Raw genomic sequence first — 14468 nt, 5'->3', positions numbered from 1 at the left:
CCCGACAGCGCCCGAACCCTACGATGTGCCCATGGGCACACACCCGATTATGTTCACCGAGGACGATCCGGGTCTGGTAGAGCTACGCGAGCTGGCTCTCGCACTGCCCGAAGCCACCGAACAGATCTCCTGGGGCCGACCCGTCTTCAAGTCCGGGAAGATCTTCGCGATGTTCGGCGGGAACGCCAAGGGCGGGACCCGGGGCGAAATGATCGCCTACCCATACTCGGTGCTGGTCAAGGTGGACGATTCTGAGCGCCCCGCGCTCCTGCAGGACGAACGCTTCTACTACCCGGCCTACATGGGGCCCTACGGCTGGCTCGGACTGGATTTCAGCACCGCCGATGTCGACTGGGACGAGGTTGCCGAGCTTCTCGATGCCTCGTACCGACTAATCGCCACCAAGAGGCTGATCAAGCTGCTTGATCAGCGCGACTGATCCTTGGACAATCCCTACACTCAGTTCACGCTTTGCCTACCACTCACAGAGACAGGCTGGGATGCAAATTGTCTGTTGCTAATAGATTGTGCAGTGCCCTTGGCGCAGCCGCGCTGACCGCGATCACCCTGGCGCCACCGGCCCTCGCCGATGGTCCCCTCGTGTTTCCCGGGATGGAGATCATCCAGGGAACCCAGAGCTGCACGCTCGGTTTCGTCGATCCCGGCGCACGTTTCGGTCTCACCGCGGGCCATTGCGCCATGGATACCGATGGCCCGGTGTACGACTCTGCAGGCGAACTCATCGGCGTCCTTGTCATCGCCGGCTCGAACCTCAGCGACGGCGAGCGAATCGACGGCACCAAGTACCTGATCGACTACGAGGCCATCAAATTCCGCGAGGACGTAGCGATCAACGACGTACTCCCCAACGGGATTCGGCTTGAGCGAGGCAGCGGGATCCAGCCGCAGACCGGCCTGCCGGTCTGCCGTAACGGCGTCACCACCGGCGAGGCCTGCGGCACCGTCACCACGGTCAACAATGGCTGGTTCGAGATTGACGGACTACCCGCCGACCATGGCGACTCGGGCAGCCCGGTGTACTCGATCACCTCGCCCGGACACGGCGCCATCGTCGGAATCGCCCGTGGAACCACCCGCGGCGTTGACACCGGTGTGGTTCAAACCACCGCGATTTCCTGGTCAACCGTCCTCAATCAATTACGAGAAGACCTCGAAAAATCACCCGATGCTCCCCCGCCACCTGCGGATTCACCACCACCGACGGCACTTCCTGCACCACAAGACACCCAATTCGCATAGGCTCATAGCGACACGGAGAGTCGTGCCGCGTGCTCTCCTAACGCTGGTCGGGCTTTGTTGACGGTGAACGTGGCAGACAGAGAGCTACGGCGTGACCAGTGTCGGCGACAACGGTCGGCAGACCGACCTGCGGGGACGACGGTTGGCTGCGTGTATCACTGTGCTCACCGTGCTGAGTGGTCTTGGCCTGGCGAACCCGGCTGCGGCACATGCGGACCCGCTGATTTACCCCGGTATGGAGATCATCCAACGCCCACCCGGCAGGGAATCGCTGAGTTGCACCCTCGGTTTCGTGGATCCCAGCGCCCGCGTCGGCGTCACCGCGGGTCACTGTGGCGGCAATGGACCGGTGTTCACCAGCGACGGCGTCCACATCGGGCAGCTCGCGGTGGCCCAGTCCAATATCAAGCCCGAAGGGCCGCTGGCCCGCGATGACTACCGAATCGACTACGAGGGCATTGCCTTCGACGAGGGCGTGCCGATCAACAACGTGCTGCCCAACGGACTGCGTCTCGGGGTGGATGCCGCTGTCGTCCCCCGAGACGGCCTGGCGGTGTGCCGAGTGGGGATCACCACCGGCGAAGCGTGCGGCTCCATCTCCGGAATCGGCAATGGCTGGTTCCTCGTGGACGGCCTGCCCGCCGACCACGGCGACTCCGGTAGCGCCGTCTACACCGTGACCTCGCCCGGCAACGCCGCCATCGTCGGCATCGTGAGCGCGCGCTTCACCGCTAACCAGACCCGCCGGGAGTCCACCGTGGCGTTGTCCTGGCCGACGGTGCAACAGCAGATCCGAGATGACATTGCGGCGGCTACGCGCCGCCCCGAGACCGCGAGCCCCGTGGCCGTCAATCCGCAGGCGCCGCCGATGGTCCTGCCTCCGGCGCCCTCCGATGACCGCCCGTCCGGTCCCGCGAGAATGGTTGTCCCCTAGCCGCCATGCGCCAGTTCTTATGGATAACGACCATCGTCGCTGTGCTGTGCGCGCTTCCCGCCGCCAACCCCGCACCTGCACATGCCGACCCGCCGCTGGTGTATCCCGGCATGCTCATCTACCAGGGCACGCTGAGCTGCACGCTCGGTTACGTCGATCCCGGTCTTCGCGTGGGCATCACGGCCGGGCATTGCTTCAACGGTGACGGCGTCGTGCGCAACGGAGACTTCGCGGCGGTAGGACACAAGATCCTGGCCCACGACAACCGTCCCCCCGAGGGCCCGGTGTACGAGAACGAGTACACCATCGACTACGAGGCCATCTCGATCGATGACGGATTGCCCGTCAACGACGTCCTGGCGAACGGTCAACGGCTCGAACGTGACGACACAGTCGCTCCCGACGTGGGAATGCCTGTCTGCCGCACCGGCTTCACCACGGGCGATGCATGCGGATCGGTGACGCGACTTGGCAACGGATGGTTCAGGTTTAACGGCCCGGTGATCGCCAAGGGCGATTCCGGAGGTCCGGTGTACACGCACGTCGGCGACCGCACCGTGCTCGTCGGCATCATTCGCGGTTTCATGACCAGCCAGTCCGGCGATGACGTGCAGTCCTGGGCAATGTCGTGGCCGTCGGTGGTCAAGCAACTTCGCGAGGACCGCAAGGGCCTGCTACCCGCCTGAACCCGTAGGCTCACGCCCATGTCTGATTCTCTTCGCGCAAGCGGCTCATCGGCCAGCGACTGGAAAGCCTTCACCGTTGAGACCACCGGGCACATCGCCCAGGTCACCCTCATCGGGCCCGGCAAGGGCAACGCGATGGGACCCGATTTCTGGCGGGAACTGCCGCTGATCTTCACCGAGCTCGACGCGGATCCGGAGGTGCGGGCGGTTGTGCTCGCCGCCACCGGTTCCCACTTCAGTTACGGATTGGACCTGCCCGCGATGGCCGGTACGTTCATGCCGCTGCTGGCCGAGAAGGCACTGGCCAAACCACGCACCGACTTCCTCGACGAGATACGCCGGCTACAGGCCTCGGTGACCGCCGTCGCGGACTGCCGCAAGCCGGTGATCGCTGCGATACAAGGCTGGTGCATCGGCGGCGGCGTCGACCTCATCGCGGCCGCCGACATCCGGTACGCGAGCGCCGAGGCGAAGTTCAGCGTGCGGGAGGCCAAGGTGGCGATCGTGGCCGATATTGGCTCACTACATCGTCTTCCACCGATCATCGGCGACGGCCACCTGCGCGAATTGGCGTTCACCGGCAAGGACATCGACGCCGCTCGGGCCGAGAAAATCGGACTCGTCAACGATGTGTTCGACACTCCCGAGGCAACGCTGGCGGCCGCGCACGCCACTGCCGCCGAGATCGCAGCGAACCCCCCGCTGGTGGTGCAGGGTGTCAAGGATGTGTTGGGGCGCGAACGCGAGAACATCGTCGCCGACGGACTCAAGTACGTTTCGACCTGGAACGCCGCGTTCCTGCCATCAGAGGACCTGCAGGAAGCCATCGGCGCGGTCTTCGAGAAGCGCGAACCCGATTTCAAGGGACGCTAGGTAACCCGGTAGCGGCCCCAGTGCACGGCGTCCTCCAGGGGGCGCCCGCTACGCCAGCCGAAGCGCTCTAGGTCTGGGCGCTCGGCGAACTCACGCACCGGTCCGACGCATAGCCAGGCGATCGGCCTGATATGCGTTGGTGCGTCTATTAATTCGGCCAAGAACTGTTCCTCGTAGAAGGAAACCCAGCCGACGCCGACCCCTTCGGTGACCGCGGCAAGCCACAGGTTTTGGATGGCGAGCACCGCCGAGAACAGGCCCGCGTCGGCAATGGTGTGTCTGCCTAGAACATGCGGGCCACCACGGCCGTGGTCGTAGGTGACCACCACACCGGTACCGCTTTCGCAGATGCCTTCAATCTTGATGGGGCCAAAGGTGGTTCGTCGTTCCTCCGGAAGGCTGTCGGCGAATCTTTGGCGCTGCTCGGCGACATGCGCCGCGAACTTCTCCAGTGTCTGCGAGTCGCGCACCACCACGAAATCCCATGGCTGACTGTTCCCCACACTGGGCGCGCGGTGCGCGGCCTGCAGCAGCTTCATCAACGTAGTGTCGTCGACAACCTGCCCGGTAAACTCGGCGCGCACATCGCGGCGGGTGGCGATGGCCTGATAGACATCCATCACAGCGCGTCCGGGTCGGCGTCGATCAAATCGCTGACCTTGCGCGTCAATTCGGTTGCAGTACGCGCCCATTGAAGATCTGAACCGGCAAGCCCACATCCGGTGCTGATGCCGATGCGATCCCGCAGCACGGCACGCCCGAAGCCCAGTTTGTCCGCGAGCGCCGCGGTGCGAGTTGCCAGCACGTCGGACGATATCGGCACCGACGGTGGGGAGCCGGGAATCACACCGAGCAGCGCGATCTTCCCCGTGTCCAGCACCGAGGCCAGTCCATCGAGCGCCTGCGCATCCATCAGATATGCGCCATCCACCGCGATCCCACGAATATCCGCGCCACGCAACAGTTCCCAGGGCGGATCTGCGGCGCAACAATGCACCACCAGTTCACCGCCCACCGCCTCAGCACACTGGTTCAGCAACGCGGTAGCCGTCGGCACGTCGACCGGATGCACCGGCGAGAACATGCTGGTTCCGGACAGCCTGCCGTCCAGCGCGGCAGACAGGGAGGGTTCATCAAGCTGTACCACTACAGGGACACCGAGCCGGCGAGACAACGTGGCTTGATGCTGAGCCAGCCCCTCTGCCAGGGATACCGCCAGGTCCCGCACCGCCCCGGGATCGGTGATCGCGCGATGACCGTTGGGAAGTTCCAGTTGTGCGGCCAGCGTTACCGGGCCAGGGCCTTGCACCTTCACCACGCGTTCGCTACCCCGATACCCGCCGCGCTCCCATTCCTCTTCGAGTGCATCCATGTCCTCGTCCAGAAATCCGCGGGCCCGCCGCACGACCGCGCCGGGCCGGGCGGTAGTCCGGTAGCCGGTGGGTGACACATCGACGGCGATGTCGACCAGCAGGGCCGCGGCCCGGCCGATCAGATCGGCACCCACGCCGCGCGCAGGCAGCTCCACGATGTGGGGCAGCGCCAGTTCGGCCACCACGATCTCGATTGCGGCACGTGCCTCTTGACCCGGCCAGGAGCCGACCCCAGTTCCGTTCGCCCATACATTCACATGCTGAACGTTAGGTGATGAGCGACTCGATCGGCCCCTTGGCGAAGTAGACGACAAACAATCCGGCCACCACGTACAGCAGTGGATGCACGGCACGACGTCGAGCGCCGCGCTCACCGGACGCGACGGCGAGCACCACCCAGCTGATGAACCCGACACCGATGCCGTTGGCGATCGAGTAGGTGAACGGCATGGTCACTACGGTCAGAAAGCAGGGCAGCGCGTAGTCGAACCGGGTGAAGTCGATGCTGCGGAGCTGGCCGATCATCATGGCGCCCACCACCACCAGCGCCGGCGCCGCGGCCTCCAGCGGTACCACCGAATACAGCGGGGTGAAGAACATGGCTGCCAGGAACAGCAGACCGGTCACCACGTTGGCCAGCCCGGTCCTGGCGCCCTCGGCGATGCCCGAAGCGGACTCCACGAACACGGTGTTGGAGGACGAGGACGAGACACCGCCAAGGACCGCACCGACGCCCTCCACCGACAGTGCCCGCCCGATACCCGGCAGTGTGCCGTGTTGGTCGGTCAGCCCAGCCTCCTTGCCCAGACCGGTCATGGTTCCCATCGCGTCGAAGAAGTTCGAGAGCACCAGCGCGAACACCAGCACCGTGGCCGACAGCACACCCACCCGAGTGAACGCGCCAAACATGTCCACCTGACCGAGCAGACTCAGATCCGGGATGCCGCCCGCGGAAGACGGCCAGTCCGGCACGGTGAGATTCCATCCGTTGGTGTCGACGGGCTGCGCACCACGCTCGGTCAGCGCCTGCGCGATCATGGAAATCCCCGTCATCACCACAATTCCGATGAGCAGTCCGCCACGAATCTTGCGCACCACCAGGATTCCCATCAGCAGCACACCCGCGGCGAAGATCAGGGTCGGAACGGTGGCCACCGAGTTGTCGATTCCCAAACCGACCGGCACCGTGGTGTTCGCGGCGTCGGGGATCCGCCGCACGAAACCCGCGTCCACGAAACCGATGAACGCGATGAAGCACCCGATGCCGGCAGCGATCGCCGCCTTCAGCTCGCCGGGAATGGCATGAAATACCGCGGTGCGGAAACCGGAGATGCCCAGCGCCACAATGACGAGGCCATCGACGATCACCAATCCCATGGCCTCGGGCCAGCTCATCTGCGAGGCGAACGACACCGCGAGCAGGCTGTTGATGCCCAGCCCGGCGGCAAGCGCAAACGGGTAGTTGGCGATAAACCCGAACAGGATCGACATCACTCCGGCGGCCAGCGCCGTCACTGCCGCTACCTGGCCCACCGGCAACACATGGCCCAGCACGTCGGCGTTATGCGCGCGGCCCGGCTCCCCACCGATGATGAGCGGGTTGAGCACGACGATGTAGGCCATCGCGAAGAAGGTGACGATTCCGCCGCGTACCTCCCGCCCCAACGTCGACTGCCGCTCAGAGATCCGGAGGTACCGGTCCACGAGGCCATTCATAGCCGTTGAAAGTACAGGCCCGGGTTGCCCGTCGCCCATCGGAATCGAGCGCGAGCCTGACGCGGGATTTCGCGGCGATTTCCGCGTCAGGCTCGCACTCTGCGTCCGGTTCAGGAACCAGTGGCAGGAGGGACTTTCCACCCCGGATCGATGACCTTTGTCACTAGAGGCGCGTGCGGCCACCCCGTCAAATATAAGTGTCGCTTCCAGACACAGATAACTAACCGCGAGGACCGCATCCATGCCGCAGAAAGAATTCACCGATCGCGAGCTGCTCCACGAGCTCGAGCCCGTGGTTGAGGAGAACACCCACCGCCACCTCGGCGTGTTCAAAGAGTGGAACCCGCATGACTACATCCCGTGGTCCGAAGGCAAGAACTACAAGGCATTGGGTGGCCAGGACTGGGATCCCGAGCAGTGCAAGCTCTCCGAGGTGGCCAAGATCGCCATGGTCACCAACCTGCTGACCGAGGACAATCTGCCCGCATATCACCGCGAGATCGCGATGAACTTCACCATGGACGGCCCCTGGGGCACCTGGGTGAACCGCTGGACGGCAGAAGAGCAGCGTCACAGCATCGCCATCCGCGACTATCTCGTCGTCACCCGCTCGGTCGATCCGGTGGAACTGGAGAAGCTGCGTGTGGAGCAGATGACCCGCGGCTTCTCCCCCGGCCAGAACCGTCAGGGTGGCGGTCACATGTTCGCCGACAGCCTGTTCGACTCGGTGGTGTACGTGTCATTCCAGGAGCTGGCCACCCGCGTCTCACACCGCAACACCGGCGTCGCCTGTGCCGAGCCCATCGCCCAGGAACTCCTCAAGCACATCTCCAATGACGAGAACCTGCACATGATCTTCTATCGCAACATGGTCGAGGCCGGTCTCGAGATCGCGCCGAACCAGGCCGTGAAGTCGATTCACAAGGTTCTGGACAACTTCACGATGCCCGGCTACACGATCCCCGGATTCCGCCGCAATGCCGTCACCATCGCTACCGGCGGCGTCTACGACCCGCAGTCGCACCTCGCCGAAGTCGTCCAGCCGGTCCTGCGCAAGTGGCGCATCTTCGAGCGCGACGACATCACCGGCGAGGGCGAGTGGTACCGCGAAGATCTCGACCGCCTGATCACCGACCTCAAGAAGACCGCCACCGACTTCGAGGTGGTCAAGGCAAAGTATCTGGAGCGTCAGGCCCGGCGCGCCGAACGCAAGGCCGCCAAGGTGTAACTCTCCGTAACGCCGACGTGGGCAAACGGCGATATGCCGTTCAGTACCATTGATCGGGGCCGCCTGCCGGCCGGCGGGAGGAGACGAATACATGCGCGCGACAAAGACGCTCTCGACGGTGATCGGCATCGCCACGGTGCTGGCGGCCACAGTGCTGGCGGCCACAGTGGCCGGCTCCTCGATCGCGTCGGCCGAACCTGTCGCTGGTGCCCAGCTGGTCGCGATAGGAGATTCGTTCATGGCGGCGGGTTCGAACGCCGCCGGTATCACCGGCCCCGTTGGCACCGCCTGCAATCAGGCGACCGATAACGTCGCGCATCTGGTGGCCACGTCATTCCCCCAGATGACATTCGCCGACTACTCCTGTGTGGGCGCCCTCTCCACCGACGTCTACACGCCCTCCACCCGCGGCCCGCAGAACACCGGGCTGTCCCCCGCCACCAAGGTGGCGATCGTATCCGTCGGCGGCAACGACGCCGGCTTCGAGCAGATCGCCACCGATTGCCTGTTCGCCTTGAGCTGCCCTCCGGAGAAGAAGGCCCAGTTCAGCGCCAATGTCTCCTCGGTGGGCCCGAAGCTCACGGGCGCGTACGCCGCCATACGACAAGCCGCTCCGAATGCGCGCGTCTTTACGGTCGGCTACCTGCCGATCCTCCCCCCGGATGCCAAGGGATGCCTGGTCGGGCTGATCAACACCCAAGAAACCATCGCCTTCCTCAATGGTCTGCAGCGTCAGCTCAACGACACGATCGTCGCCGAATCCTCGAAGGCGGGATTCACTCCCGTCATCCCGGCGACCAGCAGCGACCACAGCGTGTGCGCGGCCGATTTCCAGCGCTACGTGTCGATGACGGGTACCGGCGCCGGCGACGAAGGAATTCCGATGCATCCGACCGCGCCGGGACGGCAGTATGTCGCCGAGCGCATTGCTATCGCGATGCGCTCCGCCGGGATCTAGGACATCTAGTCGCGCGTGATGATGGCACTGCCGAGCACCTCGTCACCCTCGGCATCGGGCCGGTAGAGCACCACCGTCTGCCCGGGCGCCACACCCCGCAGGGCGGTACGCAGCCGGACCTGAATCCGCTCGGCCGCAGGGTCGATAACCGCATCCACGACCGATCCGTGTGCCCGGACCTGCGCCTGGCACTCGATGGGCCCGGCCGGAACCTGACCGGCGGTCCACACCACAGGTTCACCCCCGAACTCCCAAATCTCAAGGTCCTCAACGGTTCCCACGCGAACGGTGGAGGTCTCGGCGTCGATCGATGTGACGTAGCGGGGACGGCCGTCCGCCGCAGGGCCGACCAGCCCGAGCCCCTTGCGCTGACCGATGGTGAATTCGTGCACCCCCGCATGGGTGGCCAACACACTTCCGTCGGCGTCCACGACGTTTCCGCGCCGCACGCCGATACGTGCACCCAGGAACGCTTGGGTATCTCCAGAGGGGATAAAGCAGATGTCGTGGCTGTCAGGCTTGTTCGCGACGAGCAGACCGCGCCGCTCGGCCTCGGCCCGGATATCGGGCTTGGAACTGTCTCCGATCGGGAACAGTGCACGGCTCAGCTGCTGCGGTGTCAGCACCCCTAGTACATAGGACTGGTCCTTGTCCTCGTCCACCGCGCGGCGCAACCTGCCGTCCCGCAGCCGCGCGTAGTGGCCGGTGGCAACGGCATCGAAGCCCAACGCGATGGCACGATCGGCCAGCGCCGCGAACTTGATCTTCTCGTTGCATTTCACGCACGGATTAGGTGTACGCCCCTCGGCGTACGCCTCGACGAAGTCGTCGATGACCTCTTCTTTGAATCGATCGGCAAAATCCCAGACGTAGAAAGGGATTCCGAGCATATCGGCGACACGGCGGGCATCGGCGGCGTCTTCTTTCGAACAGCATCCGCGGGAGCCGGTGCGCAACGTGCCGGGTGCCGCCGACAGTGCCAGGTGCACGCCGACCACATCGTGTCCGGCGTCCACCATGCGCGCGGCCGCGACCGAGGAGTCCACTCCCCCGCTCATGGCGGCAAGCACCCTCATGACCGGCCCCCGGCACTGGCGAGGGCGGCTGCCCGCGCACGCGGAACGGCGACCTGCAAGGCCTCGACCGCACGTACCACATCCGAGGCAACGGAGGTGTGCCCGAACGTGAATCGCAACGATCCCCGTGCGACTTCGGGATCGATACCCATTTCGATGAGCACATGCGAGGGGCGCGCCACGCCTGCCGTGCACGCCGATCCGGTGGAGCACTCGATACCGTTGGCGTCCAACAACATCAACAAGGAGTCGCCCTCACATCCGGCAAAGGTGAAATGCGCGTTTCCGGGCAATCTGCCGCCGCCGGCCGCACCATTGAGGACAGAACCCTCGATCCGGGTCAGCACCTGCGCGATCAGCTCGTCCCGCAGTGTTTTCAGGGTGGCGGCACCCTCGCACCGTTCCGCAACGGCTTCCACGAGTGCAGTCGACATCGCCACGATGGCTGCGGTGTCAGGGGTACCCGAACGGATATCTCGTTCGTGTCCGCCGCCGTGAAGTAATGGAACACAGGCGGTTTCACGTCGCAGTAGCAGCGCGCCGACCCCCATCGGGCCGCCGAACTTGTGCGCGGCCACGCTCACCGCCGACAGTCCGCTAACGGCGAAGTCGATATCGAGCTGGCCGACCGCCCCGATGGCATCGCTGTGCATGGGAACGTCGAATTCTGCGGCGATGGAAGCTAATTCACAGATGGGATTGATGGTGCCAACCTCGTTGTTGGCCCACATCGCCGTGATGAGAGCAACGTCGTCATGGTCGGTAAGGGCCGCGCGCAATGCCGCGGGAGTAACGGTGCCGGCGTCGTCCACCGGCAGCCATGTCACCTCGGCCCCCTCGTGATCGGCGAGCCACTGCACCGCATCAAGCACGGCATGATGTTCCACAGCGCTGGCGATGATGCGCGTCCGTCGCGCGTCCGCGTCTCGGCGTGCCCAGTAGATGCCCTTGATGGCGAGGTTGTCGCTCTCGGTGCCACCGGCGGTGAAGATCACCTCCGACGGTCGGGCGCCCAGGGCCGCGGCGATCGACTCCCGTGATTCCTCCACCCGCCGCCGCGCATCACGCCCGGATCCGTGCAATGAAGCGGCGTTCCCGGTCCGTGCCATGGTGGCTGCCATCGCCTCGATGGCAGCGGGGCGCATCGGGGTGGTAGCGGCGTGGTCTAGGTACACCGCGGATGCGCCATCCGGGCGAAGACCTTCAGCTGGGGTTCGAGCAGCAGACATAACGCATCCAGGATAGGTCCCACCCAGGTGGGCTCGTCCAATCGCGTCAGGCCGCGATCGGCTCCGGGTGCTCCGGGTGGCTGTGGATCTGCGGGATTCGGTCACCGGCCCGAACAGCGGTCTCACAGCGGGCGGCCAGATCACGGCGGCTCTCACCGGGCAATTGCAGCCCTGCCACCTGGATATGCGCCACGGTCATCCGCGTCGCGGTGAGCCGGCGGATGGACGCCATCAGGGTGTCCTCGCCGACATAGGCCGGCACGGTCGACAGCTCGCCACTGCGGTGGTGGTACGTCAACCTCAGCGGCTGTACCGGCCGCTGCGCATCGATGGCCGCCTGAAACATTGCGGGGCGAAATGACCCGTACGCACGACCACACCAGGTGGTGCCCTCCGGGAATGCCACCACAGTCTGACCGGCCCGGAGCCGCGCCGCGACGGTGTCGACCACCCGCGGCAGGCTGCGCAGGTTTCCCCGCTCGATCGGGATGACCCGCATCATCCGGGCGATGACGCCCAGGCCGGGCCAATCGATCAGGTCTGCCCGGGCGACGAACGACCCCGGCAGCACCGCGCCGATGGCGAACACGTCGACCCAGGACACATGACCCGCGACCACGAGGGAGCCCCGGATATCGCGGATCGGACCGCCGGAGACGGAGATGCGCACGCCAAGGCAGCGCAGCATCAACCGGCAATAGCCGCGCTGCCAGCGCACCCGCCCGGGAAGAGGTATCCCCAGCAGCGGTGCAAGGGTCAACAACGTGATCGCCATGGCGATCCGCGTCGTGGTTCGCAGGGTTCGCGTCAGCCGCCCTGGCTCGTCGATGTGAGTGGCCCGCATGCAGCTGTCATCACAGGTTGCCTTTGGCAACCAGGCGTGAGCGAATTCGGGTGCCATCACTATTCCTGGCCGGCCGCCGCCGCACCGATTTCTGACGCCGCCCCCACGGACCTCAGCCGTTTGAGATAACGCACATCGGCTTCGTCCTTGTTGAGCAGTGCCATGAAGTCGGCCACGCCGAAGTCGGGATCATGCGCGGGCTCGCCGAGAACCTTCGCGCCCAGCCGCAGATATCCGCGCATCAGCGCGGGGACCTGCACCTTGGCGGGTGGGGTGATGTCATCGAGGCCCATCCCGTCGACGACGACCGGGTTGTAAGGGCGCACCTTGTACTCCGGCGCCGCGGCGTGCCGCTTCATGACGAAGTCGCGCACGGCACGCACCTGGCTGCCGGGCGCCTGTTCCGGGTTGTCCTGCATGGGAACCGATACGCATCCGGTGACGTAGGTGTAGTCGCAGCGGTCCAGGTAGGCCAGAATTCCGGCCCACATCAGCAGCACAACCGCGCCATTGCGGTGATCGCCCCGCACGACCGCGCGCCCCATCTCCACCAGCTGTGGACGCAGCGCGTCGAGTCCGCTGATATCGAATTCCGTTGCGCTGTACAGTCCGCCAGCGGCAATAGCACCGGGCGGAGGCAGCATCCGGTAGCAGCCCACCACGTCACCGGAGGTGTCCTCGCGTACCAGTAGGTGATCGCAGTGCTCGTCGAAGCGGTCGGCGTCGCGTCCCTCGAACGCAGCCGGAGTGCTCGCGAGCTGGAATCCCGGCTCGCTGCTGAACACGTCGTATCGAAGCCGTTGCACGGCATCGATATCGGCGGGATCGTTCGACAGCAACAGGGTGTACCGAGGACCCAATGGAGCTTCCCCGGTTTCCCCCGCTACGTCTGAGATGGATTGATCTGCGGCGATGAGAACTGAAGCTGTACTCATGACTGCGAGATTCGCGGAGTTATGCGGCGGAACGGCATCGGAAGCGTGTCGTGTCCATGCACGATCCGTTAATAGCGGCGTTCAGTACGCCAAATGCGTGCTTGCGTCAGTAAATCCCCAAGGCAAACGCGGAGCTAACGGAAGCTACGCGGGCACTCGCCCACCGGCGCGCTGCCGAAGTTCCTCCTCCTCGACCAGCACCAACATGGGTTCGCCGGGTGTGCACATCATGGTGACCACGAAGCGCAGCACCGAGTCCGCGCGGTTATTGGCATCCGAGTAGTGGATGACGTCACCGCCCGGCTCCCAGAACGCTTCCCCGGCCTTGACCACTCGCGGCGCCTGGCCCTCGAGTTCGAAGAGCATCTCTCCCTCAACCACGTATCCGAACGCCGGACCGCCCGGATGACGATGCGGTGGCGTACCGGGGCTACCGGCCGGCCACTCGATCTCCACCGTCACCACGTGGGCGTCGGTCGGGATCGCCGGTGGCGTCACGGTCTGCAGCACCGTGAGTGCACTCATCAGGTCGTCGTTCGCCATCACCGGCGAGCCATCCAATCGGCGAATCGCGTCGACGTCAGCACGCCGTCATCGCCGGTGACCAAACTGAAGTCGTCCACGGGAGTCCCGAAGTAGGTAGCGGCGGAGTCGATCACCACCGGCTTGTCGTCACCGCGCGCGTCAAGCACCGCCTGCGCCATCTCGGCGAACGAAAGCTTCTCTGGCCCACCGATATTGATGACGCCGTTGCGAGGCTCGGCCTCCGCGGCGTGGGCCACCTGTGCGGACACATCGTCGACGGCGATCAGCTGAATTCTCGCATCGGGCACATGAACCTCATCTCCGACGACGAGCGTGTCGGTGATGGCCTCGGCGAATTCCTGGAACTGAGTGGCTCGTACGATCGTGTATGGCAATCCGGATTCGGTAATGATGTTCTCCTGCGCCACTTTCGCCCTCATATATCCGCTGTCCGGCAGACTGTCCGCGCCGACGATGGACAGTGCGACGTAGTGACCGACGCCCGTCTGGTTCGCCGTGTCAACGAGGTTGCGCGCCGAGGCGGTGAAGAAGTCCATCACCGGCCCGTCCTCGAACGACGGAGAATTGACAACGTCGATGACCACATTCGATCCGGTGAGCGCGTTCACCAGCCCCTCGCCGGTCAACACATTCGCGCCGGAAGACAACGATGCCGCCACCACTTCGTGTCCGTCGGCGGTGAGCAAAGAAACCACCCGGGAACCGATTTGGCCGGTGGCACCAACAACTGTGATTTTCATTGTGCGATTACCTTTCTCGTCTCGCGTACAACGTTCGCAGCTCGGCGCGGGATTCGAACCCTGGAAAGCA

16 protein-coding genes are annotated in these 14468 nt (G+C 65.0%); 7 read left to right on the top strand and 9 right to left on the bottom strand.

Going from position 1 to position 14468, the window contains the following annotated elements:
• Positions 1-31: 31 nt before the first annotated feature.
• The 5 genes from AC5Y5C_RS15225 to AC5Y5C_RS15205 all read left to right on the top strand — a co-directional run bounded on the left by AC5Y5C_RS15225 (position 32) and on the right by AC5Y5C_RS15205 (position 3753).
• Complete coding sequence (locus tag AC5Y5C_RS15225; RefSeq protein WP_499973588.1) at positions 32-439, top strand: MmcQ/YjbR family DNA-binding protein; 408 nt, start codon at positions 32-34, stop codon at positions 437-439.
• 68 nt (positions 440-507) lie between these two features.
• Positions 508-1260 (top strand): Rv1815 family serine proteinase, encoded by a 753-nt coding sequence (locus AC5Y5C_RS15220; RefSeq protein WP_499973583.1) that lies wholly within the window; start codon positions 508-510, stop codon positions 1258-1260.
• Positions 1261-1351: 91 nt separating this feature from the next.
• Positions 1352-2194, top strand: a complete 843-nt coding sequence (locus AC5Y5C_RS15215) for an Rv1815 family serine proteinase (RefSeq protein ID WP_499973578.1) — start codon at positions 1352-1354, stop codon at positions 2192-2194.
• A gap of 5 nt (positions 2195-2199) precedes the next feature.
• Positions 2200-2880 carry an Rv1815 family serine proteinase gene (locus tag AC5Y5C_RS15210; RefSeq protein ID WP_499973574.1) on the top strand — a complete coding sequence of 227 codons (681 nt, stop codon included), beginning with the start codon at positions 2200-2202 and terminating at the stop codon, positions 2878-2880.
• 18 nt (positions 2881-2898) lie between these two features.
• Positions 2899-3753: a crotonase/enoyl-CoA hydratase family protein gene (locus tag AC5Y5C_RS15205; protein WP_499973569.1), complete on the top strand. Its 855-nt coding sequence runs from the start codon at positions 2899-2901 to the stop codon at positions 3751-3753.
• Here AC5Y5C_RS15205 and bluB read toward each other — a convergent pair.
• From bluB to AC5Y5C_RS15190, 3 genes are read right to left on the bottom strand one after another with little or no spacing between them, the layout of a single operon-like run.
• Positions 3750-4373: a 5,6-dimethylbenzimidazole synthase gene (gene bluB, locus AC5Y5C_RS15200; RefSeq protein WP_499973565.1), complete on the bottom strand. Its 624-nt coding sequence runs from the start codon at positions 4371-4373 to the stop codon at positions 3750-3752. The genes AC5Y5C_RS15205 and bluB overlap by 4 nt on opposite strands.
• A complete protein-coding gene (locus tag AC5Y5C_RS15195; protein ID WP_499973564.1) occupies positions 4373-5383 on the bottom strand; it encodes a methionine synthase in 1011 nt (336 codons plus the stop codon). The genes bluB and AC5Y5C_RS15195 overlap by 1 nt, the downstream gene beginning before the upstream one ends.
• Before the next feature lie 10 nt (positions 5384-5393).
• On the bottom strand, positions 5394-6842 hold the full coding sequence (locus tag AC5Y5C_RS15190) for an NCS2 family permease (RefSeq protein ID WP_499973562.1): 1449 nt from the start codon (positions 6840-6842) through the stop codon (positions 5394-5396).
• Between the two features lie 241 nt (positions 6843-7083).
• Here AC5Y5C_RS15190 and AC5Y5C_RS15185 point away from each other — a divergent pair, with 241 nt between their 5' ends.
• Complete coding sequence (locus AC5Y5C_RS15185; protein WP_499973561.1) at positions 7084-8070, top strand: acyl-ACP desaturase; 987 nt, start codon at positions 7084-7086, stop codon at positions 8068-8070.
• Positions 8071-8161: 91 nt separating this feature from the next.
• On the top strand, positions 8162-9028 hold the full coding sequence (locus tag AC5Y5C_RS15180; RefSeq protein ID WP_499973559.1) for an SGNH/GDSL hydrolase family protein: 867 nt from the start codon (positions 8162-8164) through the stop codon (positions 9026-9028).
• 5 nt (positions 9029-9033) lie between these two features.
• Here AC5Y5C_RS15180 and mnmA read toward each other — a convergent pair whose 3' ends face one another.
• The 6 genes from mnmA to AC5Y5C_RS15150 form a co-directional block, all read right to left on the bottom strand.
• Positions 9034-10104, bottom strand: a complete 1071-nt coding sequence (gene mnmA / locus AC5Y5C_RS15175) for a tRNA 2-thiouridine(34) synthase MnmA (RefSeq protein ID WP_499973557.1) — start codon at positions 10102-10104, stop codon at positions 9034-9036.
• The gene (locus tag AC5Y5C_RS15170) at positions 10101-11333 is read right to left on the bottom strand and encodes a cysteine desulfurase family protein (RefSeq protein ID WP_499973555.1); all 1233 of its coding nucleotides are present in this window, start codon (positions 11331-11333) and stop codon (positions 10101-10103) included. The genes mnmA and AC5Y5C_RS15170 overlap by 4 nt, the downstream gene beginning before the upstream one ends.
• Positions 11334-11379: 46 nt before the next feature.
• Positions 11380-12234, bottom strand: coding sequence for a lysophospholipid acyltransferase family protein (locus AC5Y5C_RS15165; RefSeq protein ID WP_499973554.1), 855 nt, complete (start codon positions 12232-12234; stop codon positions 11380-11382).
• A gap of 2 nt (positions 12235-12236) precedes the next feature.
• The gene (locus tag AC5Y5C_RS15160; RefSeq protein WP_499973553.1) at positions 12237-13112 is read right to left on the bottom strand and encodes a GNAT family N-acetyltransferase; all 876 of its coding nucleotides are present in this window, start codon (positions 13110-13112) and stop codon (positions 12237-12239) included.
• Between the two features lie 144 nt (positions 13113-13256).
• Positions 13257-13655 (bottom strand): cupin domain-containing protein, encoded by a 399-nt coding sequence (locus AC5Y5C_RS15155; protein WP_499973551.1) that lies wholly within the window; start codon positions 13653-13655, stop codon positions 13257-13259.
• A complete protein-coding gene (locus tag AC5Y5C_RS15150; RefSeq protein WP_499973549.1) occupies positions 13655-14398 on the bottom strand; it encodes an SDR family oxidoreductase in 744 nt (247 codons plus the stop codon). Before AC5Y5C_RS15150 ends, AC5Y5C_RS15155 begins: the two co-directional genes overlap by 1 nt.
• Between the last annotated feature and the right edge of the window lie 70 nt (positions 14399-14468).

It is taken from the genome of Mycobacterium sp. NGS15 (genome assembly GCF_059813245.1).
The sequence above is the reverse complement of the archived record's forward strand: the minus strand, read 5'-3'. Positions and strand labels throughout refer to the sequence as shown.

Bases quoted from the DNA above. Each gene is read 5' to 3' on its own strand.
- bluB (WP_499973565.1), bottom strand. From the start codon at position 4,373: ATGGATGTCTATCAGGCCATCGCCACCCGCCGCGATGTGCGCGCCGAG.
- AC5Y5C_RS15150 (WP_499973549.1), bottom strand. From the start codon at position 14,398: ATGAAAATCACAGTTGTTGGTGCCACCGGCCAAATCGGTTCCCGGGTG.
- AC5Y5C_RS15190 (WP_499973562.1), bottom strand. From the start codon at position 6,842: ATGAATGGCCTCGTGGACCGGTACCTCCGGATCTCTGAGCGGCAGTCG.
- AC5Y5C_RS15185 (WP_499973561.1), top strand. From the start codon at position 7,084: ATGCCGCAGAAAGAATTCACCGATCGCGAGCTGCTCCACGAGCTCGAG.
- AC5Y5C_RS15155 (WP_499973551.1), bottom strand. From the start codon at position 13,655: ATGGCGAACGACGACCTGATGAGTGCACTCACGGTGCTGCAGACCGTG.
- mnmA (WP_499973557.1), bottom strand. From the start codon at position 10,104: ATGAGGGTGCTTGCCGCCATGAGCGGGGGAGTGGACTCCTCGGTCGCG.
- AC5Y5C_RS15160 (WP_499973553.1), bottom strand. From the start codon at position 13,112: ATGAGTACAGCTTCAGTTCTCATCGCCGCAGATCAATCCATCTCAGAC.
- AC5Y5C_RS15210 (WP_499973574.1), top strand. From the start codon at position 2,200: ATGCGCCAGTTCTTATGGATAACGACCATCGTCGCTGTGCTGTGCGCG.
- AC5Y5C_RS15170 (WP_499973555.1), bottom strand. From the start codon at position 11,333: ATGTCTGCTGCTCGAACCCCAGCTGAAGGTCTTCGCCCGGATGGCGCA.
- AC5Y5C_RS15180 (WP_499973559.1), top strand. From the start codon at position 8,162: ATGCGCGCGACAAAGACGCTCTCGACGGTGATCGGCATCGCCACGGTG.
- AC5Y5C_RS15225 (WP_499973588.1), top strand. From the start codon at position 32: ATGGGCACACACCCGATTATGTTCACCGAGGACGATCCGGGTCTGGTA.
- AC5Y5C_RS15165 (WP_499973554.1), bottom strand. From the start codon at position 12,234: ATGGCACCCGAATTCGCTCACGCCTGGTTGCCAAAGGCAACCTGTGAT.
- AC5Y5C_RS15205 (WP_499973569.1), top strand. From the start codon at position 2,899: ATGTCTGATTCTCTTCGCGCAAGCGGCTCATCGGCCAGCGACTGGAAA.